Source organism: Brevibacillus thermoruber 423 (assembly GCF_000454065.1).
GTDB classification, from domain to species: domain Bacteria; phylum Bacillota; class Bacilli; order Brevibacillales; family Brevibacillaceae; genus Brevibacillus; species Brevibacillus thermoruber.
Map to the genome: position 1 here is coordinate 446,841 of NZ_KE695649.1, position 19,066 is coordinate 465,906.

Below are 19,066 nucleotides of genomic sequence, written 5' to 3' on the forward strand. Positions count from 1 at the left end.
GACGGGAGAGACGGCCGCAGCCGGCCGTCTTCCCCGCTTTTCCCGGCTCCCTGGCAGGCTGGAGGACCGCGGAAAAAGCAGTAGCAAGGAAACGGCAGGGAAGGAGATACGACAATGGACTACAGAGAGCGGATTTTTCAACGGGAGGGAGCCCGGTTCCCCGGAAAGACGTACGCGGAGGCCGTGCTGGAACCGGCTTTTGCGGAAGCGAAAACCCATCTGCTGACGCCGATGATGGCGATCAACAAGGCGCACCTGATCATGCTGCGCGAGCAGGAGCTGATCGCGGAGGACGAGGCGAAGGCGATTGCCCGCGCCCTCACCGCCATCGACTTGGACGAGCTGCGCCGCTCAGCCTATACGGGACAGTTTGAAGATTTGTTCTTTCAGGTAGAGAGCCGTCTCCTGGAGCTGGCCGGGGACGTGGCCGGCAATCTGCACCTGGCCCGCAGCCGCAACGACATGGGCGTCACCATCTACCGCATGGTGCTGCGCGAAAAGCTGCTGGTCACGCTGGCTTCGGCGCTCTCTCTGAAAGAGCATTTGCTCCTGTTTGCGGAAGAACACACAGAGACGGTGATGATCGGCTACACCCACACCCAGCAGGCGCAGCCGACGACGATGGCCCACTACGTCACGGCCGCGGCCGACTCGCTGTCGCGGGACATCCGCCGCCTGATCAGCGCCTACCGCACCTGCAACCGCAGTCCGATGGGAGCGGCGGCGCTGACCACCTCAGGCTTTCCCATCAGCCGTGAGCGGATGCGGCAGCTTCTCGCCTTTGACGAATTGGTGGAGAATTCCTACGACGCGATCGGCGGGGCAGACTACCTGGGTGAAACGGCGGCCGCCGTGCAGGTGGCGGCGATCAACCTGGGGCGGACGGTGCAGGACATGCTGCAGTGGTGCACGCAGGAGTTTGACGTGCTGAAAGTGGCCGATCCGTACGTACAGATCAGCTCGATCATGCCGCAGAAGCGCAATCCCGTCTCGTTCGAGCACATGCGCTCCCTGCTCTCGTCCAGCGCGGGCAGCGCCGCCGTCGTCTTGACGATGATGCACAACACGCCGTTCGGCGACATCGTCGACACGGAGGACGACATGCAGCCGTACGCCTGGCGCAGCCTGGCCGTGCTGGAGCAGATGTACCGCCTGATGGCCTGCGTGGTCGGCACGATGGAGGTAAACAAGGAGGGGCTGCTGGCGCGGGCCAAAGGCAGCTTCGCCACGGTGACGGAGCTGGCCGACACGCTGGTGCGCATCGACCGGCTGTCCTTCCGCACGGCGCACCACATCGTCAGCCGCGTGGTGAAGGAGGCGGCGGCCCAAGGGCTGCGGGCGGACGAGATCAGCCTCGATCTGGTCAATCGGGCGGCCCGGGAGGTCATCGGACGGACGCTGGCGATCACGGCCGAGCAGCTTCGCCAGGCGCTCGATCCGGTTCATTTCGTCGCCGTTCGCAAGCTGCCCGGCGGGCCCAACGCGGAGGAGATGAAGCGGATGATCGGCGAACGGAGGCAGTCGCTGCAGGCGGAAATGGCCTGGCTGAAGCAGGCCCGGGAGGCGTGCGACCAGGCGATGCGCCATTTGGATCAGGTCATGGCCGAATGGAGTGAACAGAAATGACGGCGGTACACATCCCCCTGCTGGCCGTGGACGGCGGCGGCACGAAATGCCTCGCCGTCCTGACCGACCGGTCAAAGCGGACGCTCGGCGCGGGCCGGGCGGGTTCCTGCAACTACCAGGGGATTGGCAGGGAAGCGGCCGCGCGGGAATTGGCGGCCGCGATCAGCCAGGCGTTGGCGGAGGCGGCGGGGCGACTGCCGGCAGCCGTTCCCGACGACAGCGGAAGCGGCCCGGCGTGGGAGGTCGAGTGCGCCGTGTTCGGCCTGGCCGGATTGGATACGGAGCACGACCGGCAGGTGATCACGGGCATGGTCCGCGACGTCCTGGAGTTGCTGCGGATTCGCGTTCGCCACCTGATCGTGGAGAACGACGGCTTTGCCGCCCTGCTGGGAGCGACCAACGGGGAGCCGGGCATTCTCGTGATCGCCGGGACCGGCTCGATCGCCTTCGGGGTGAACCGGGCGGGCGAGACGGCGCGGGCGGGCGGATGGGGCCACCGCGTCGGGGACGAGGGCAGCGGGTACTGGATCGGCAAACAGGCGATCATGGCCGTGCTGAAAGCGGCGGACGGCCGCGGCGAGCCGACGCTGCTGGAGAGCCTGCTGCTGCCGCACCTGGGGCTCGACCGGGTGGACCAACTGTTCAACTGGACGTACGGTCCGGACTATTCCGTGGAAAAAGTGGGCGAACTGTCGCCGTTCGTCAGCCAGGCGGCCGACTCGCAGGATCGGGTGGCCGCGTCGATCCTGGAGGCCGCCGGCGAAGAGCTGTTTCTCGCCGCCCGCGCCGTCATCGAACGGCTGCGGATGAAAGAGCAGCCGTTCAAGATGATCCTGCAGGGAGGCGTGCTGCAAAACGACGAGCGCGTCCGCCGCATCGTCATCGAGCACGCCCGCCGCTACACGCCGCAGGTGACCATCGACAAGGCGCAGAACGATCCGATCTTCGGCGTGATTGCCAAAGGGTTGGCCTATCTGGAGAAACGGGCCGGCGAGAGCGAGGAGGTGTAGTCATGAAACGACTGATGTTTGTCTTTCCCCATCCCGACGACGAATCGTTTGCCTGCGGCGGGACGCTGGCCAAATGCAGCGAGGCCGGACAGGAGACCTACCTCATCTGCGTCACGTCCGGCTGCAGGGGGCGTTCCGGCCCGTTTGCGCTCGACAGCCGGGAATCACTGGCCCGCCACCGCGAACAGGAGCTGGCCAAAGCGGCGCACATCCTCGGCATTACGCGGCTGGAGCTGTACCGCTATCCCGACGGCGGTCTGGCCGAAGTCGATCCCCGCGAACTGGCCGGACGGCTGGCGTCCGCCATCGTGGAGTGGAAGCCGCACGTGGTGGTCACGTTTCCCCCCGACGGAGTGACGGGCCATCCCGACCACATCGCCGTCTGCCGCGCGACCGGCATGGCGGTGGAGCAGGCGGAGCAGGTACTGCCGCCGGACGATTGGCCCGATCTGTACTTCGTCTCCATCCCGCACTACTACGACCATTGCCCGGACAAAGGACCGGCGCCCGCCGTGCCAATCACCGGCAAGGTGGACATCACCCGCTACCGCGACCGCAAAGGGGAGGCGCTCCGGGCCCACCAAAGCCAGGTCTACTCCGTCAACCGCGCCTACCCCGGCGTCATGGAGGGAGACTACGGGGTGATCGGCTGCTACGAGTATTACACGCTGGTCCGTTCCGGCGGCCGCCCCGTGAAGCCGGTCGCGCCGGAGAACGGGATTCCGGTGATGGAGTGGTAGCATTTTCGGGAAGGGTGGAGGGAACGTATCCGATCAATTTGATGTGATCGGAGTCCGATGAGGACGGACGAGGTCTTTGGGGCCGCGAATGACAGGTCTGCTCCGTCACCCGTCTCGACATGCAAAAGCGTTGAAGGACGAACCATTTGGCAGACGATGCGTGGTGCCTTTTCGCATCCTTTTCGGATAGGGTGCTGCGCGTACCAGACGGAGGTGATCGAATGGGGGCCCAACTTAACGTAACCCTCTATACAAGGAAAGGAATCGAATTTTCAGAATGCGACAAGATGCTTCGCAAAAACAATGTTATCTGCGACATTGTCGAGATCGAAATCATCGAGGATTGGAACTATCATCATCAACAATTCTTGTCTCCAGATACCGACCTTGCCCTGCTGCATGAACATATCGAGCAGGGAAAGATTTGCCTTGTTCGCTGCATGGTAAACCAATCGTCACATGGAGGGTGCTACGTACAAAAGAACAACGGCATCTACGAGCTTTCTGCATGGTTCGATCTGGACCGATATCCGGAATTGGATGCAGATCATGTGTCGGAGAGAAATCGCCGGTTTTATGAAAGACTTTCCAGAGAAATTGGCAGTCTGGTAGAACACAAAGATTTTGTGATGGGCGGTGTTGGCGTTGAGACAACCATCACCTATGCAGACAATGTGAAGGAGATGATGGAGAACAGTTACAACGTTTTCCGATGGTTTTTGCCGTTCTCTTTCGGCGAACAACTTATCGGTTATCGAGAAGAGAAAACATCTAATTTGTTCGTGCTGGATAAAGTAGAGTAAACCAAAAGCCTAAACAAAAAATCACACGTTCAGCGGTCTGTAACCGGCTGGTCGAGAGCGGAAAGAGTCATTCTTGGCTGTACGGAGGATCGGGCTGTTGATCGGACAGGAGGACACCCCCATGATGGACCGCTTTGCCCAGACACCGGAACCGCCCTATTACGCCGTCATTTTCACGTCGCAGCGAACGGAGGGAGAAAACGGCTACGGCGAAATGGCCGAGCGCATGGTGCGGCTTGCGTCCGGGCAGCCGGGCTTTCTCGGCGTCGAGAGCGTGCGTGACGCGTCCGGCTTCGGCGTGACCGTCTCCTACTGGTCGTCTCTGGAGGCGATCCGCGAGTGGAAGCGTCATGAGGAGCATCGGGCCGCCCAAGAGAAAGGAAAAACCGTCTGGTACGAACACTACGTCACCCGCATCTGCAAAGTGGAGCGGGACTATGCCCTGGACAGCTTGCGGTAACATAAAAATGGCCCCAGTGAAAATCAAATACCAGTTTCAGCCTGTCAAAAGACGTGGTACCCTGATGAAAAGGGACTGCGTCTTTTTGGTAAGCGATGCCCATGCTGCGCCTAAAGAGAGCGCCTCTGTCGGGAGGTGGAAGCGACAGGCTGGATCATCCGGTGCTGCCCCAGCGATCCCGGCCAAAATCTGCTGGAGGTGTCCAACTACATAGGGAGTTGAACGTCAGGAACGACATGACCGAAACGATGCGGCGGAACTGGCGGAGCCGAGGGGGAGAACGCCTCGGCGTCCGTTCGTTCCCGGCTGGCGGTACAGGGGGGAGCGGCTCTCTCCCCATGGAAGCGCCATCATGAAAAGGAGGGCGGCGAGTGAACCAGAAAGAACCGACGCATCACCATTCTCTGTCCGTTGCCGAAATTGCCGACGCGCTGCGGCAGCGCCAGCCCGGCATCATGGGAGAGAACAGCCTGGGCCGCTTCAGCGTGCTGGTGCCGCTGGTGGAGCGGGAGGACGGAACGTTGGCCGTGCTGTTTGAAAAGCGGGCGCGCACGATGCGGCGGCAGGCCGGCGAAATCTGTTTTCCGGGAGGGCGGGCCGAAGAGGGAGACGCCTCTCCGTGGGAGACGGCCCGGCGCGAGACGAGCGAAGAACTGGGGCTGTCCGCCGAACGCATCCGCCGGGTCGGGACGCTGGATACGGTGGTGACGCCGTTTGCCTGCATCTACCCGTTCGTCGGGCAGATCGACTCGCTTGCGGGCATGTCGCCCAATCCGGCCGAAGTGGAAGAGGTGTTTTGCGTGCCGCTGCAAACGCTTGCCGCCACCCGGCCCGAGGTGTACCCGGTGAAGATGAAGGTGGAGCCGGGAGAGGATTACCCCTATCATCTGATACCGGGCGGCAAGCGGTATCCGTGGCGGACCGGCACCGTCCACCACTTGTTTTACCGGGTGGAGGGACGCGTGATCTGGGGACTGACCGCGCGGATTCTGGAACATTTTCTGGAACTCGTGGGCCCGGAAGGCGAAGGTCAATCCGGAACACGCTGATTCTGATTGGAAAAGGAGCGTATCATTCATGTGGCCAACAAACGAGGCAACCAAACGACTGCACGTGCAGTGGCCGATAGTCCAGGCCCCGATGGCGGGCGGAGTGACGACACCCGAGCTGGTCGCCGCCGTTTCGAATGCGGGCGGGCTGGGCTCGCTCGGGGCGGGGTACATGAGCGGCGAGCAGATCCGCAGCGCGGTTCGCGCCATCCGTCAATTGACCGACAAACCGTTTGCGGTCAACCTGTTCATCCCGGAGGAGATCACCGGTGACACGCGTCCGGGCGAAAACGTCCGGCGGCTGATGAACGAAGCGCGGCGGCGGCTGGGCATCCCCGAAGACCCGGACGTCGGCCGGTTTGCCGAACCGTTTGAAGAGCAGATGGCGGCGGTGCTGGAGGAGGAAGTGCCTGTGTTCAGCTTCACGTTCGGCATCCTGGAGGAGCGCTGGATGACAGAGCTGAAACGGCGGGGCGTCACGGTGATCGGCACCGCCACCACGGTACGCGAAGGCGTGGCCCTGGAGGCGAGCGGCGTGGACATGGTGGTCGCCCAGGGCAGCGAAGCGGGCGGGCATCGCGGCTCGTTTTTGCCCGATTCCCCCGACAACCTGGTCGGCTTGATGGCCCTGGTGCCGCAGTTGGCGGACAGGCTGAGCGTCCCGGTCATCGCCGCCGGCGGCATTATGGACGGGCGGGGGATCGCCGCCGCGCTGGCGCTGGGAGCGGAGGCCGTCCAGGTGGGAACGGCGTTTCTGGTCTGCACGGAGAGCGGCGCCCATCCGCTGCACAAGCAGGCGATCCTGGAGGCAGGCGACGACCAGACGGCGCTGACAACCGCTTTTTCCGGCAAGCCGGCGCGGGGCGTCTGCAACCGATTCATGCGGGAGATGGCCCCGTACAGGGACGAAGTGCCGCCCTATCCGGTGCAAAACGCCTTGACCCGCGACATCCGGCAGGCGGCGGCGAAACAGCGCGAGCGCGACTATCTGTCGATTTGGGCGGGCCAGGGGGTCGGCCTCTCCCGCCAGATGGACGCGTCCGCGCTGATGCGCCGGCTGGTTGAGGAAACGGAACAGGCGATGGCCCGTTTTGCCGGCCGGTCGTAGAACGGCATTACGGTCGGGGGCGCTGCTGTCGGAGTCTCCCGGGCGTCCCCCCGCGCGGCGGCGAGCAGCATACGGTCGGACGGGATCATTCGCATTCGGGCGAAGGGAGGGATGGCGAACCGTGGGCATTCCGCTGCGCATCGTCCTGTTTGTGTTGTCGTCGCTCATGCTCCTGGCATGCTCCACTTCCGTGCGGACGCAGCCGGGCATGCTGCGCATCGAACCCGTCGATTTGTTCGCCGGAGAAGACAAAAAATTCAAACCGTTCCTGGGAGTCATGTCGGGGGCGGTCAAGGTGTCCTACGAAGGGAAGAAAGAGGCGATCCGGGCCGTGTTCGAGGTGTGGGAAAACGGCGTCAACACGAAGACAGGGAAAACGTTTGGCGAATTGACCCGCGCGTCCAACCGCAGCAGGTATTACGACGGCCAGTTTCTCATCTCCGTAGCGGAGCCGGACGGGAACCGGGCGGGCAGCTCGCAGTACGTGGTCACGGCCGCTTTTGTCGACGACAAGGGGCACTCCAGCTACCGGACGGAACTGGCCGCCGACCAAAAACATATGGGCAGTGGGCTCATTCAGCTCCACAAAAGCGTACAGGTCTCCGAACAGGAAGAAGCGGCCGTCTGGGGCATGCAGGCGACGGATGAAAACGTCATGTACGTGATGGATTTCTCCCCCGAGCGGCTGAAACAGGCAAAGTGGGCCTTGGTTGTCAAGCTGTCGGCCGTGGATGAAGAATAGAGGATTTCGATGCCGTTCGCCCGCGTGCTGACGGGACCCCGTTGGGAACCTTGCCCGTTTCCCTGTCGGCGCAATATGTGTTCGGCTGGCGGGGTGATTGCGGTACAATAGAGGAGGAACGAGCATGAACGAGATTCGTGTCAGAGCCCTGGTCGAGTCGGACCGGCTGTGGCTGGGCGGCTTTCTCCGCGAACACTGGGGCAGCCCGCACATGGTGTACGGCCACGGTCTGCAGGTGTTTAGCTGTGACGAGCTGCCCGGATTTGTCGCCTTCTGCGGCGAGGAGCCTGTCGGGCTGGTGACCTACTCTGTCGCCGACGGCCAGCTGCAGGTGGTCTCGCTGGACAGCGTGCGGGAAGGCATCGGCGTCGGTACCTCCCTGATGCTGGCGGTGGAACGGGTGGCGCGCGACAGCGGAATGGATCGCGTATGGCTGTTGACGACCAACGACAACCTGAACGCCCTGCGATTTTACCAAAAGCGGGGGTACGAACTGGTCGCCGTCCACCGCAACGCCGTGGAGCAGGCGCGCCGGATCAAGCCGCAAATCCCGGCCGTTGGCAGCGACGGCATTCCGCTGCGCGACGAGATTGAGCTGGAGAAGCGGCTTTCGCCGTAGCCGCGCGGCAGTCCGTCCGAGACAGCCGGCAGATCCTCACGGCCATCGTCCGACCGGGCGGCAGCACGAGACTTGTCACAGGAAAGGCAGCAGATGGAGGGATCGAGGATGAATCAAGCATTTGCCCTGCGGGGAACGGTGGTCACAGGCGGGACGTGCGTGGCGGACGGCCTGGTCGTCGTGGACGGCGGCACAATCGCCTACGCGGGAGCGGCAGCCGGGTACGCCGGACCGCTGCCGGAACGGGTGGAGATGGTGAAGGACGGCTGGATTTGTCCGGGGTTTGTCGACATACACATGCACGGCATCGCCGGCTGCGACACAATGGACGGCACGCCGGAGTCGCTGCAGACGATCTCCCGGGCGCTGGCCCGATTCGGCGTCACTTCGTTTTTGGCGACCACCATGACGGCCTCCTACGCGGAGCTGGAAAAGGCGATCCGCAACATCGCCGAGGTCAGCCGCGCCGGAACGGAAGGAGCGGCCGTCGCGGGCATTCACCTGGAAGGGCCGTGGATTAATCCGCGCTACAAAGGGGCGCAAAACGAGGCCCACATCGTCGCGCCCAAACTGGCGGAGGTGCGCCGGCTGTACGAGCTGGCGGGAGGACTGCTGAAAGTGGTGACGATCGCGCCGGAGCAGCCGGAAGCGCTGGAGGCGATCCGCTGGCTGAAGGAGCAGGGGGTCATCGTCTCCGCCGGGCATACCGGGGCCACGTTTGCCCAGGCGCAGCATGCGGTGGAGTGCGGCGTGCAGCACTTTACCCACTGCTTCAACGCCATGACGGGGCTGCACCACCGCGAGCCGGGGGTGGTCGGAGCGGCGATGGTGCACGAACAGTTGAGCACGGAGCTGATCGCCGACGGGGAGCATGTGCACCCGGCCGTGATGCGCATTTTGTATCGGCTGAAATCGGCCGGCCGCCTGGCCCTGATCAGCGATTCGATGCGGGCGGCGGCGCTCGGCGACGGCGTGTACGACCTGGGCGGCCAGGAAGTGCACGTGCGCGGTACGCAGGCCAAACTGGCGAACGGCACGCTGGCCGGCAGCATTTTGACGCTTAACCGGGCGGTGCAGAACATGGTGACCCTGTGCTGCGTGCCGCTGCCAGAAGCGGTCGCCATGGCGTCGCAGACGCCGGCGGAGATTGTAGGCCTGGGCGGACAAAAAGGGCGCCTGGAGGCGGGGTACGACGCGGACATTACGGTGCTGAACCCGTCGTACGGCGTGGAGGCCACCTATGTGGCGGGCAGGCGGGTGTACCGGGCACAGGCTTGATCAATGGCACTGTCCCGTGGGGCATGGCACCGTCAGCGGGGGACAAGATGCCGTCTGACGCAGCATGAGCGGCATGTGCTGCTGCATCGTCGCAGCAGACCCGACGAGCGAAAGAAAGGGAATGGTACGCAAAAAGGGGGAGGGTGGTCTCGTGAAGTACGCGGTCGTATGTGCCGGGCTTTGGCTGGCCTGTTTGGCGGCCGGACTGTATTTCGGCTATTGGAACGCCTTTGCCGTCGTCGGCGGAGCGGCGTGGCTGTTCGGTGCGGTCTGTTCGGGAGCGCTGCTGAGCGGCGACCGGATCCGCGCCAACCACGCGACGGAAACGGCGGAGGATCGCAAGCAGCGGCTGAAATGGGCGGGACGCTTTTTTCTGATCGGCCTCCCTTTTGTGGTGACGGCCATTTTCCTGTACGGATGACGGCCGTCAGCCTTTCGCGAGCGGTCATCGGAACACAAGAGAGCGAAGCAGCGCGGTCTGCTTCGCTCTTTTTTCATGCCAAATGCCCAGCCCATCGGCGACGGGATCGCGTCACGGAATCATCCACGACAGGACATTGGACTGCAGGAAAGTGATCACGCCGACCAGCACCACCAGGATGAGGCTGTGCTTCAGCGTAAAGCGGACGAGATCGGCCTCTTTTCCGGCCAACCCGACGGCGGCACAGGCGACCGCGATCGATTGCGGCGAGATCATCTTGCCGGTGACGCCGCCGCTGGTGTTGGCAGCGATCGCCAGAACGGGATCGATTCCCAACTGCGTGGCGGTCACTTTCTGAAAATGTCCGAACAGCAGGTTGGACGAAGTGTCGGAACCGTTATTTCGCGCGGCAGGGAGCGGACAAGCTGCGGTCCGCGTCGTCGCCCTGCTTGAACGACGGCAGGGTCGTCCAGTCCGTTTCGGGCGCGGCAGAAAAGTATTGACATCCGCCGATGCACGGGCGTATAGTGTAAGCGAATACATGAAACCGGTTACATATGATTGGAGATTCCGATCATTCATTTTTTTTCAAACATGTGTAACCGGTTACATACCGAAGGACGACGGTGAAGCATGGATGGCGACGATTCGCGATGTAGCCAGACTGGCGGGCGTCTCCGTGGCGACGGTGTCCCGGGTGCTCAACCAAAACGGCTACGTGAACAAGGAAACGGAACAAAAAGTGCGCAAAGCCATCGAGCAGCTCAGGTACGAGCCGAATGCGGTGGCGCGGGGATTGGCCGGCAAACAGACGGGCACGATCGCCCTGATTCTGCCCGACATCACCAACCCGTTTTTTCCCGAGATGGCCCGCGGCGTGGAGGACGCGGCACAGGCGCAGGGGTACACGGTGATTCTGTGCAACTCCGACGACCAGGGGCAGAAGGAAAAGTCTTACATCGAGATGCTCCGCAAAAAGTACGTCGACGGCATCATTTTCGCCTCCAACACCCTGGGGCAGGAAGACGTGGAGCAGATGCGGAGCAGCAACATTCCGCTGGTCGTTCTCGACCGGGCGCCCACCCGGCAGTTGTGCAGCGTGATCCGCTCGCAAAACTACGAGGGGGCCAAACTGGCGGTCCGCCACCTGCTGGACGTGGGGTGCCGGAAAATCGCCCACATCTACGGCCCGCAGGAGCTGATCACGGCGAAAAAACGGCTGCTCGGCTACGAAGAAACGGTGATGCACTTTCCCTGGTACACGCCCAGCCTGATGGTGCCCGGCCACTTCCGCGTGGATGGCGGATTTGCCGCCGTCAAGGAGCTGTGGAAGCGGCATCCGGACGTGGACGGCATTTTCTGCGGCAACGACCTGATGGCGGTCGGCGCGTTGAAAGCGCTGTACCAACTGGGCGTACGAGTGCCGGAGGACGTGGCGCTGATCGGCTTTGACGGCATCGGCCTGACCGAGCTGACCCAGCCGGAGCTGTCCACGGTGGCCCAGCCCATTTACGAGATGGGATCGCTTGCGGCCAAAGTCCTGATGGAAACCATTGAGACCGGCGTGATGGAGGCAAAGCTGTACGAACTGGAGGTCACCCTCGTCGCGCGGGAATCCACGAAAAGGAGAGCGGAAGCATGAACAAGACCCCTTCGATTGTCGTGATCGGCAGTTTGAACATCGACATCGTGGTGGAAGCGGACCGACCGCCCCAGATGGGCGAAACGGTGTCCGGCAGCCAGGTGCATTTCATCCCCGGCGGCAAAGGATCCAACCAGGCGGTGGCCGCTGCCCGGCTGGGAGCGCGGACGACGATGATCGGGGCCGTCGGCGGCGATCCGTTTGGCGCGGAACTGCTGCAATCCCTGCGGCGGGAAGGCATCGAGACAAGCGCGGTCAAAACCGTGAGCGGCACCCACACCGGCGTCGCCTCGATCCTGCTGTCCCAGGGAGACAACCAGATCATCGTCGTCGCCGGGGCAAACGGACACTGCACTCCGGCCGACATTGACCGGCACCTGGAACGGATCGGGCAGGCGGACGCGGTTCTCCTGCAGTTGGAAATTCCGCTGGAGACGGTCCAGTACGCGGCGCAGACGGCCAAACGGCTCGGCAAGGCGGTCGTGCTCAACCCGGCTCCGGCCCGGCCGCTGCCCGACGACCTGCTCCGGCATGTGGACGTGATGATTCCGAACGAGACGGAGCTGTACCTCTTGGCCGAAGCGGACGAACGCACCGAGCTGGCCGATGCGATGCGCCGCCTGCAGGACAAAGGGGTGCGGACCATCGTCACCACGCTCGGCGCCCAGGGTGCCGCGTATCTGACGGAAGACGGGGCGTTCGGCCTCGTTGCCGGCCACAAGGTGGACGTGGTCGATACGACAGGAGCGGGAGACGCGTTCAACGCCGGTTTTGCCTATGCGCTGGCAACGGGAGAGACGGTGCCCGCGGCGGTGGCGTTTGCCGTCAAGGTGGGGGCGTTGGCCGTCACCAGGCTGGGGGCGCACGCAGGCATGCCGACGCTCGCGCAGGTGCGGGAATTTGCCGCAGAGTAGGAGGACGCGATGAAAAAACAGGGGATTCTCAACAGTGAACTATCGGCGCTGATCAGCAGGCTGGGACACACGGACCGGATCGTCATCTGCGACGCCGGCCTGCCGATCTCGGACTTCGTTCCGCGCATTGATCTGGCCGTGGTGCCGGGACTGCCATCGTTCTTTGACGTGCTGAAGGCGGTCCTGCTCGAAATGCAGGTGGAGCGGGTGATCTACGCGGAGGAATGGCAGCGGGTCAACCCGCAGGCCGTCCAGCGGCTGGAAGCGGAACTGCCCGGCGCCGAACGGGACATCGTCAGCCACGAAGCGTTCAAGCAGTTGACCAGGGAAGCCAGGGCGGTGATCCGTACGGGCGAGTGCACGCCGTACGCCAACGTGATCCTGCAGGCAGGCGTCATCTTCTAAAGCGCGAGGCGAAGGGAGGGAGAGCGCATGAGTGACTACTTGTTGGAGATGAAGGAGATCAGCAAGTCGTTCCCCGGGGTAAAGGTGCTGGACGGCGTTCAGCTCAACCTGAAACGCGGCGAAGTGCTGGCGCTGATGGGCGAAAACGGGGCGGGCAAATCCACCCTGATGAAAATTCTCGGCGGCATCTACCAGCGGGACGGCGGCACGATTGTCGTCAAGGGGCAGACGCAGGAGAACATGACCCCCGACATCGCCGCCAAACGGGGCATCGCCATCATCCACCAGGAGCTGAACCTGATCCCGCACCTGTCCATCATGGAAAACATCTTTCTCGGCCGCGAGTTTACCTACGGCAAAAGCGGGTTCGTCAACTGGTCCCGGATGCGGACGGAAGCGAAGCGCTGGCTGGAGCAGTTGGCGATCGACCTGGACCCGGCGACGCCGGTGGGCGAACTGTCCGTCGGGCAGCAGCAGATGATCGAAATCGCCAAAGCGCTGTCGATGCAGGCGGACATCCTGGTGCTGGACGAACCGACGGCGGCGCTGACCAACCGGGAGATCGCCGCCCTCTTTGACGTGATTGCCGCCCTCAAACGGAAAGGTGTGGGCATGATCTACATTTCCCACCGCATGGAGGAGATTTTCCAGATCAGCGACCGGATCACGGTGCTGCGGGACGGCAGGTACGTGGGAACGGTGAGGACGGCCGAGACCAGCCTGGATGAGCTGGTGAAAATGATGGTCGGCCGGGAAATCACGGATCGCTTCCCGAAGGTGGAAGTGAAGCCGGGCGAGGAACGGCTCCGCGTGGAGAACCTCACCGTCCGCGGCAAGCTGTCCGGCATCTCCTTTTCCGTGCGAAGCGGCGAGATTGTCGGCGTGGCCGGCTTGATGGGCGCAGGGCGCACCGAGATGGCCAAGGCGCTGTTCGGCGCGGAACGGATCGACGGCGGCGCAATTTTCGTCGACGGCAAGCCGGTCCGCATCAGCCAGCCGATCGACGCCATCCGGGCGGGGATCGCGCTGGTGACGGAGGACCGCAAAGAAGAGGGGCTGGTACTGCCGCTCTCGGTGCGGGAAAACATCGCGCTGCCCAATCTGGCGAAGCTCGCGTCGCTGGGCGTGATGAACCGGCGGGCGGAGCAGGCGTTGAGCGACGAGACGATTCGACGTCTGCTGATCAAGACAGCCGGCGGGGAACAGGCGGCCGGCTCGCTCTCCGGCGGCAACCAGCAAAAAGTGGTGATCGGCAAATGGCTGGCCACCCAGCCGAAGATTTTGATCCTGGACGAACCGACCCGCGGCGTCGACATCGGGGCGAAAAAAGAGATTTACGACATCATGAACCGCCTGGCCCAGGAAGGCGTGGCCATCCTGATGATTTCCTCCGAACTGCCGGAGGTGCTGGGAATGAGCGACCGGGTGCTGGTCATGCACGAGGGGCGCATCACCGGATCGTTTTCGCGGGCGGAAGCGACACAGGAATTGATCATGCATGCGGCGACGGGAGGGACGAACACCCATGCGGTTTAACCTATTGCAGCGAATGGGCCCGCTCCTCGGGCTGGCCTTGATTGTCATCGTACTGTCCGTGATCAGCGACGACTTTTTGACCGTCAGCAACATCTTCAACGTGCTGCGGCAGATCTCCATCAACGCCCTGATCGCGTTCGGGATGACCTTTGTCATCCTGACGGGCGGCATCGACCTGTCCGTTGGCTCCATTCTGGCGCTCTCCAGCGCCATTACGGCCGGCTTGATGGCCGGCGGGATGGACACGACGCTGGCGGTCCTGATCGGCCTGCTGGCCGGCATGGCGATGGGAGCCGTCAACGGCCTCATCATCGCCAAGGGAAGAGTCGCCCCGTTTATCGCCACGCTGGCGACGATGACCGTGTTTCGCGGGCTGACGCTGGTCTATACGGAAGGAAAGCCGATCACCGGCCTGCATCCCGATTTTGCCATGCTGGGGAAAGGCTTTTTCCTGGAGATTCCGATGCCGGTCATCTGGATGCTGATCTCCTTTGCCGTGCTGTACTTCATCCTGCGCCACACGACGTTCGGGCGTCACGTCTACGCGCTCGGCAGCAACGAGGAAGCGACAAGGCTGTCCGGCATCAGCACGACCCGGGTGAAGGTATGGGTCTACACGATCAGCGGCCTGTTTGCCGCCCTGAGCGGAATCATCCTGGCCTCCCGCCTCAACTCGGCGCAGCCGACGGCGGGGACCGCGTACGAACTGGATGCGATTGCCGCCGTTGTGCTGGGCGGAACCAGTCTGGCCGGCGGCCGCGGCTGGATCGTCGGCACCCTGATCGGGGCGATGATCATCGGTGTGTTGGACAACGGTCTCAATCTGCTCAATGTCTCCTCTTTCTACCAGTCGGTGGTCAAAGGGGCGGTCATTCTCGTGGCGGTATTGCTCGACCGGTCTAAATCCCATAAATAACTACCGTTTAGGAGGAAGGTACCCATGAAAACGTTTCTGAAGATGGCGTTGGCTTCGTCCCTCGTGCTGGCGGCGCTGGCCGGCTGCTCCACGTCGTCCAGTCTGGAAAACAAGGCGCCGGAACAGTCGTCCCAAGGCGGCTCCGGCGCTGCGGCAGACGGCAAGGTCACCATCGGTCTGGCCGTGTCCACGCTGAACAACCCGTTCTTTGTCACGCTCAAGGAAGGGGCGGAAAAGGCGGCAGACGAGGCAGGCGCCCAACTGATCGTCGTCGACGCGCAGGATGACACCGCCAAGCAGATCAGCGGCGTGGAAGACCTGATCCAGAAAAAAGTGGACGTCATCCTGATCAACCCGACGGACAGCGCCGCCATCACAACAGCAGTGGAAGCGGCCAACAAGGCCAACATTCCGGTGATCACCGTCGACCGCGCGGCGGAAGGCGGAAAGGTCGTGTCCCACATCGCCTCCGACAACGAAAAAGGGGGCAGAATGGCGGGCGAGTTCATTCTGGAGAAGCTGGGCGGCAAGGGCAACATCGTCGAGCTGCAGGGCATCGCCGGCACCTCCGCGGCCCGCGACCGCGGCAAAGGGTTCCACGAAGCCGTCGACAACAAGGACGGCGTAAAGGTAGTGGCCCAGCAGCCGGCTGACTTCGACCGCGCCAAAGGGTTGAGCGTCATGGAAAACATCCTGCAGGGCAACAAGAACATCCAGGCCGTCTTCGCCCACAACGACGAAATGGCGCTGGGCGCGCTGCAGGCGATTGAAGCGGCGGGCAAACAGATCCTGGTGGTCGGCTTTGACGCTACCGACGATGCTGTCAAAGCGGTCAACGAGGGCAAAATGGCGGCAACCGTGGCGCAAAAACCGGCTGCCATCGGGGAGACGGCCGTGCAAACGGCGATCAAAGTGGCCAAAGGGGAAAACGTGGACAGCTTCATCCCGGTCGATCTGGAACTGGTGACGAAAAAGTAACACCCAAGAATGAGCCTCCTGCCTGTGCGGCGGGAGGTTTTTTGCGCATATGTGGGTTAGGTCCGGGGTTTGTCCAAAAGGTCCATCACCCAGCGGCACCACTCCATTTCCTCGCGCATGCTGCTGATGCCGCGGCGGATCAAAATGTATTCGCCAAAGGAGGGAGTGCGGGGGTCTTGCGGCAGGCCGTCGCAGGCCTTCTCCAGCTCTCGTAAAAAGGTCTCAAACATTTGCAGCTGCTCCCGGCAGTGCGCTTCCCGCTCGGCAAACAGGTGCCGGGCCGACTCCGCGTCTGTCAGCCACAGGCAGTACGACTTGAGAAACAGCTCGTCGCGAAACACCGGCTCCGAAGTCGGTTCCGCCAGCCACTCCCGCAGAGCCGTGCGTCCCTTTTCGGTAATCGAATACACTTTTTTGTCCGGCCGGTCCGTCTGGTGCACGCGGGTAAATTCCACATACCCCTCCTGCTCCATTTTGGCCAGCAGGGGGTAGATCTGGCTGTGCTTGGCCTGCCAAAACGGTTGAAGCTGCAGCATCAAGTCATAACCGGAGCTGGGCGTGCGCGCCACCAGCCCGAGCAGTCCGTACGCAAGCGTATTCACGTCGTTGCCTCCTGTCATCGTTGAGCTTGAGACTATTATAGGTAGAGATGGAAGCGGTTTCAACTCGACCCGGTCGCCCGCCGCCATAACCGAACGTAATCGCGGCCATCAACCATTCGTATTTTTCCTTTCCGGCATCCGACGGTAGAGTAGAGAAGGAGATCATACCGAGAGAGGACCGATCATCATGAGGAAGTACGTACACGGGCTGCTGCTCACGCTGGGGCTTGCCCTGACGGCGCAGGTGCTGGCCCGCGTGCCCGTTCTCTCCATCGTCGGCCCGCTGGTGATCGCCATCCTGTTGGGCATGGCGTGGCGCGCGGCGCGGGGAGTAACAGCGGGCGCCGTCCCGGGCATCGATTTTTCCGGCAGGATCCTGCTGCGGACGGGGATTGTGCTCTTGGGGATGCGCCTCCACCTGGGGGACGTCGTCCAGGCGGGCGCCGGCAGTGTGGCCATTGCGCTGGCCGACATCGTCTTCGGACTGCTGGTCGTCTACGGCTTGTGCCGCTGGTTGGGAGTGGAGACGCGGATCGGCATGCTGACCGCCTGCGGCACGGCCATCTGCGGGGCGGCCGCTGTCGGGGCAGTCGGTTCGCAGATCAACGCCAGGCAGGAAGAAGTGGCCGTCAGTACGGGGATTGTCGCCCTGCTGGGAACGGGCTTTACGGTCGTCTACACGCTGGTCTACCCGTTTTTGGGCTTGAGCAGCGAATTGTACGGGCTGTTTTCCGGTGCGACGCTGCATGAAATCGCGCACGTGCTGGCGGCGGCAGCCCCGGCGGGCAGCGCTGCGCTCGATGTGGCCGTGGTCGCCAAGCTGACGCGGGTGGCGCTGCTCGTTCCCGTCGCGCTGTTGATCGGCTGGTGGGCCGCCCGGCAGGAGCGGGAGGAACAGGGCGAAGGGTGGAAAAAGGTGACGCTGCCCTGGTTTCTCTTTGGGTTCCTGGCGGCAAGCGGCGTCCATTCGCTGGGCATCGTGCCCGCCGACTGGGCGGATCGGCTCGTGCGGCTGGCGTACCTGTTGATGGCAATGGCCATGGCCGGACTGGGACTGAATGCGGATCCGGGCGCCTTCCGCCGTCACGGGACCAGGGCCCTGACCGCCGGACTGGCCGGCTCCGTGCTGCTCTCCCTGTTCGGTTACGGGCTGGTCCGGCTGTTGGCATACATTCAGTAGAATCGGGCTACAGCGTTTTTACCCTGTCGAGAAACACCTGCAGCGCCCTGCTGGCCGGTTCGCCGGCTGGCTTCAGCACGCAGAAGTCACGAGAAAAACGCTGTTTGGCCATGGGAATCACGGCCAGTTCGCCGCTGGCCAGCTCCTTGTCGACGATCAGCCGGGAGAGCAGGGCGATCCCCAGTCCGGCCGCCACCGCCTCCTTTACACCCTGGCTGCTGCTGAACACGTACGAATGGGCGACCCGCAGCTCCCACTGCCGGATCAGCCTGTCGCTGTAGGCGCGCGTCCCGGAACCGCTCTCCCGGAAGATCCACACCTGATCGTGCAGGTGGTCGACGGACACGCTTCTCAGCCGGGTCAGCGGGTGATCGACGGCGGCGACCAGCACCAGTTCGTCCTTGTAAAACGGCTCCACGTGCAGATCGGATGGCGGCACGTCCCCTTCCACCAGCCCCACGTCCAGTTCGTTGGCGCGGACCGCCTGGTTGATCTGCTCCGTGTTGGCGATGGTCACTTCCGCCGCCACCGACGGATAGCGGGCGGCGTATTCCGCCAGCAGCTTGGGCAGCAGGTATTCGCCGATGGTAAAGCTGGCGCCGATCTTCAACAGGCCGCTGACGGTCCCCTGAAGCTGCTGGATCTCCTGCTGCGCCTCCTGGTAGAGCGAGAGAATCTGCTTGGCCTTGCGGTAAAACAGCTCACCCGCCTGGGTGGGCTTTACCTGTTTGGGGGTGCGGTGAAACAGCTTCGCGCCCAGCTCCGCTTCGATGTGCTGCACGTGCACGCTGACGCCGGGCTGTGAGAGGTGAAGCAGCGCGGCTGCGCGGGAAAAGCTTTTTTGTTCGTAGACGGTGACGAACAGCTTGAACGCTTCCAACATGTATAAAAGCCCCCCTGATCATTGGTCTGGATTCTTCTTGTAGCATACAGGCAGCGCCGCACGGTTGTCCAAGCCTGTTTGGTCGACAGCGCCGGCAGAAGCGGCCGGACGCGCGGCACACGGCTCCTCGCCCGGCCCCGGCCGCCATCGCGCC

The 19,066-nt window shown here is 63.2% G+C and carries 20 protein-coding genes and 1 pseudogene; 18 read left to right on the top strand and 3 right to left on the bottom strand.

Going from position 1 to position 19,066, the window contains the following annotated elements; genetic code table 11:
* The first annotated feature begins 114 nt into the window (after positions 1-114).
* The 11 genes from argH to M516_RS0107175 all read left to right on the top strand — a co-directional run bounded on the left by argH (position 115) and on the right by M516_RS0107175 (position 9,856).
* A complete protein-coding gene (gene argH / locus M516_RS0107125) occupies positions 115-1,626 on the top strand; it encodes an argininosuccinate lyase (protein ID WP_029098510.1) in 1,512 nt (503 codons plus the stop codon).
* Complete coding sequence (locus tag M516_RS0107130) at positions 1,623-2,636, top strand: N-acetylglucosamine kinase (protein ID WP_029098511.1); 1,014 nt, start codon at positions 1,623-1,625, stop codon at positions 2,634-2,636. Before argH ends, M516_RS0107130 begins: the two co-directional genes overlap by 4 nt.
* Positions 2,637-2,638: 2 nt before the next feature.
* Positions 2,639-3,376, top strand: a complete 738-nt coding sequence (locus tag M516_RS0107135; protein ID WP_029098512.1) for a PIG-L deacetylase family protein — start codon at positions 2,639-2,641, stop codon at positions 3,374-3,376.
* 221 nt (positions 3,377-3,597) lie between these two features.
* Positions 3,598-4,179, top strand: coding sequence for a hypothetical protein (locus tag M516_RS0107140; RefSeq protein WP_029098513.1), 582 nt, complete (start codon positions 3,598-3,600; stop codon positions 4,177-4,179).
* Between the two features lie 124 nt (positions 4,180-4,303).
* Complete coding sequence (locus M516_RS0107145) at positions 4,304-4,639, top strand: antibiotic biosynthesis monooxygenase family protein (protein ID WP_029098514.1); 336 nt, start codon at positions 4,304-4,306, stop codon at positions 4,637-4,639.
* Positions 4,640-5,010: 371 nt separating this feature from the next.
* Complete coding sequence (locus M516_RS22960) at positions 5,011-5,688, top strand: NUDIX hydrolase (RefSeq protein WP_238550927.1); 678 nt, start codon at positions 5,011-5,013, stop codon at positions 5,686-5,688.
* Positions 5,689-5,716: 28 nt separating this feature from the next.
* Complete coding sequence (locus M516_RS0107155; RefSeq protein WP_029098515.1) at positions 5,717-6,796, top strand: NAD(P)H-dependent flavin oxidoreductase; 1,080 nt, start codon at positions 5,717-5,719, stop codon at positions 6,794-6,796.
* Between the two features lie 121 nt (positions 6,797-6,917).
* Positions 6,918-7,538, top strand: a complete 621-nt coding sequence (locus tag M516_RS0107160) for a hypothetical protein (RefSeq protein ID WP_029098516.1) — start codon at positions 6,918-6,920, stop codon at positions 7,536-7,538.
* Between the two features lie 124 nt (positions 7,539-7,662).
* Positions 7,663-8,157, top strand: coding sequence for a GNAT family N-acetyltransferase (locus M516_RS0107165; protein ID WP_051188129.1), 495 nt, complete (start codon positions 7,663-7,665; stop codon positions 8,155-8,157).
* A 108-nt stretch (positions 8,158-8,265) separates the two neighbouring features.
* On the top strand, positions 8,266-9,435 hold the full coding sequence (nagA, locus tag M516_RS0107170; RefSeq protein WP_029098518.1) for an N-acetylglucosamine-6-phosphate deacetylase: 1,170 nt from the start codon (positions 8,266-8,268) through the stop codon (positions 9,433-9,435).
* Positions 9,436-9,586: 151 nt separating this feature from the next.
* Positions 9,587-9,856: a DUF5316 domain-containing protein gene (locus M516_RS0107175; protein WP_029098519.1), complete on the top strand. Its 270-nt coding sequence runs from the start codon at positions 9,587-9,589 to the stop codon at positions 9,854-9,856.
* 111 nt (positions 9,857-9,967) lie between these two features.
* Here M516_RS0107175 and M516_RS0107180 read toward each other — a convergent pair.
* A pseudogene (locus M516_RS0107180) lies at positions 9,968-10,252 on the bottom strand (L-lactate permease); the annotation flags it as partial.
* A gap of 241 nt (positions 10,253-10,493) precedes the next feature.
* On the opposite strand from M516_RS0107180, the gene M516_RS0107185 reads away from it, so the two are divergent.
* Genes M516_RS0107185 through rbsB form a run of 6 tightly spaced genes read left to right on the top strand, consistent with a single transcriptional unit; the run spans position 10,494 to position 16,247 of the window.
* Positions 10,494-11,498, top strand: coding sequence for a LacI family DNA-binding transcriptional regulator (locus tag M516_RS0107185; protein ID WP_029098521.1), 1,005 nt, complete (start codon positions 10,494-10,496; stop codon positions 11,496-11,498).
* A complete protein-coding gene (gene rbsK, locus M516_RS0107190) occupies positions 11,495-12,412 on the top strand; it encodes a ribokinase (RefSeq protein ID WP_029098522.1) in 918 nt (305 codons plus the stop codon). Before M516_RS0107185 ends, rbsK begins: the two co-directional genes overlap by 4 nt.
* Before the next feature lie 9 nt (positions 12,413-12,421).
* The gene (gene rbsD / locus M516_RS0107195) at positions 12,422-12,817 is read left to right on the top strand and encodes a D-ribose pyranase (protein WP_029098523.1); all 396 of its coding nucleotides are present in this window, start codon (positions 12,422-12,424) and stop codon (positions 12,815-12,817) included.
* 27 nt (positions 12,818-12,844) lie between these two features.
* Positions 12,845-14,353, top strand: coding sequence for a sugar ABC transporter ATP-binding protein (locus M516_RS0107200; protein WP_029098524.1), 1,509 nt, complete (start codon positions 12,845-12,847; stop codon positions 14,351-14,353).
* Complete coding sequence (locus M516_RS0107205) at positions 14,343-15,269, top strand: ABC transporter permease (RefSeq protein ID WP_029098525.1); 927 nt, start codon at positions 14,343-14,345, stop codon at positions 15,267-15,269. The genes M516_RS0107200 and M516_RS0107205 overlap by 11 nt, the downstream gene beginning before the upstream one ends.
* A 24-nt stretch (positions 15,270-15,293) precedes the next feature.
* Complete coding sequence (gene rbsB, locus M516_RS0107210; protein WP_029098526.1) at positions 15,294-16,247, top strand: ribose ABC transporter substrate-binding protein RbsB; 954 nt, start codon at positions 15,294-15,296, stop codon at positions 16,245-16,247.
* A 56-nt stretch (positions 16,248-16,303) separates the two neighbouring features.
* On the opposite strand, the gene M516_RS0107215 is transcribed toward rbsB, so the two are convergent.
* Positions 16,304-16,849 carry a PadR family transcriptional regulator gene (locus M516_RS0107215; RefSeq protein WP_029098527.1) on the bottom strand — a complete coding sequence of 182 codons (546 nt, stop codon included), beginning with the start codon at positions 16,847-16,849 and terminating at the stop codon, positions 16,304-16,306.
* Between the two features lie 187 nt (positions 16,850-17,036).
* Here M516_RS0107215 and M516_RS0107220 point away from each other — a divergent pair, with 187 nt between their 5' ends.
* The gene (locus M516_RS0107220) at positions 17,037-18,029 is read left to right on the top strand and encodes a YeiH family protein (RefSeq protein WP_035289061.1); all 993 of its coding nucleotides are present in this window, start codon (positions 17,037-17,039) and stop codon (positions 18,027-18,029) included.
* A 7-nt stretch (positions 18,030-18,036) separates the two neighbouring features.
* Here the strand turns inward: M516_RS0107220 and M516_RS0107225 are convergent, their stop codons facing one another.
* Positions 18,037-18,912: a LysR family transcriptional regulator gene (locus tag M516_RS0107225; RefSeq protein WP_029098529.1), complete on the bottom strand. Its 876-nt coding sequence runs from the start codon at positions 18,910-18,912 to the stop codon at positions 18,037-18,039.
* Positions 18,913-19,066: the final 154 nt, after the last annotated feature.

What these genes read in the sequence shown, in the direction of transcription:
- argH (WP_029098510.1), top strand. Translation starts at nt 115, where the DNA reads ATGGACTACAGAGAGCGGATTTTTCAACGGGAGGGAGCCCGGTTCCCC.
- M516_RS0107130 (WP_029098511.1), top strand. Translation starts at nt 1,623, where the DNA reads ATGACGGCGGTACACATCCCCCTGCTGGCCGTGGACGGCGGCGGCACG.
- M516_RS0107135 (WP_029098512.1), top strand. Translation starts at nt 2,639, where the DNA reads ATGAAACGACTGATGTTTGTCTTTCCCCATCCCGACGACGAATCGTTT.
- M516_RS0107140 (WP_029098513.1), top strand. Translation starts at nt 3,598, where the DNA reads ATGGGGGCCCAACTTAACGTAACCCTCTATACAAGGAAAGGAATCGAA.
- M516_RS0107145 (WP_029098514.1), top strand. Translation starts at nt 4,304, where the DNA reads ATGGACCGCTTTGCCCAGACACCGGAACCGCCCTATTACGCCGTCATT.
- M516_RS0107155 (WP_029098515.1), top strand. Translation starts at nt 5,717, where the DNA reads ATGTGGCCAACAAACGAGGCAACCAAACGACTGCACGTGCAGTGGCCG.
- M516_RS0107165 (WP_051188129.1), top strand. Translation starts at nt 7,663, where the DNA reads ATGAACGAGATTCGTGTCAGAGCCCTGGTCGAGTCGGACCGGCTGTGG.
- nagA (WP_029098518.1), top strand. Translation starts at nt 8,266, where the DNA reads ATGAATCAAGCATTTGCCCTGCGGGGAACGGTGGTCACAGGCGGGACG.
- M516_RS0107185 (WP_029098521.1), top strand. Translation starts at nt 10,494, where the DNA reads ATGGCGACGATTCGCGATGTAGCCAGACTGGCGGGCGTCTCCGTGGCG.
- rbsK (WP_029098522.1), top strand. Translation starts at nt 11,495, where the DNA reads ATGAACAAGACCCCTTCGATTGTCGTGATCGGCAGTTTGAACATCGAC.
- rbsD (WP_029098523.1), top strand. Translation starts at nt 12,422, where the DNA reads ATGAAAAAACAGGGGATTCTCAACAGTGAACTATCGGCGCTGATCAGC.
- M516_RS0107200 (WP_029098524.1), top strand. Translation starts at nt 12,845, where the DNA reads ATGAGTGACTACTTGTTGGAGATGAAGGAGATCAGCAAGTCGTTCCCC.
- M516_RS0107205 (WP_029098525.1), top strand. Translation starts at nt 14,343, where the DNA reads ATGCGGTTTAACCTATTGCAGCGAATGGGCCCGCTCCTCGGGCTGGCC.
- rbsB (WP_029098526.1), top strand. Translation starts at nt 15,294, where the DNA reads ATGAAAACGTTTCTGAAGATGGCGTTGGCTTCGTCCCTCGTGCTGGCG.
- M516_RS0107220 (WP_035289061.1), top strand. Translation starts at nt 17,037, where the DNA reads ATGAGGAAGTACGTACACGGGCTGCTGCTCACGCTGGGGCTTGCCCTG.
- M516_RS0107225 (WP_029098529.1), bottom strand. Translation starts at nt 18,912, where the DNA reads ATGTTGGAAGCGTTCAAGCTGTTCGTCACCGTCTACGAACAAAAAAGC.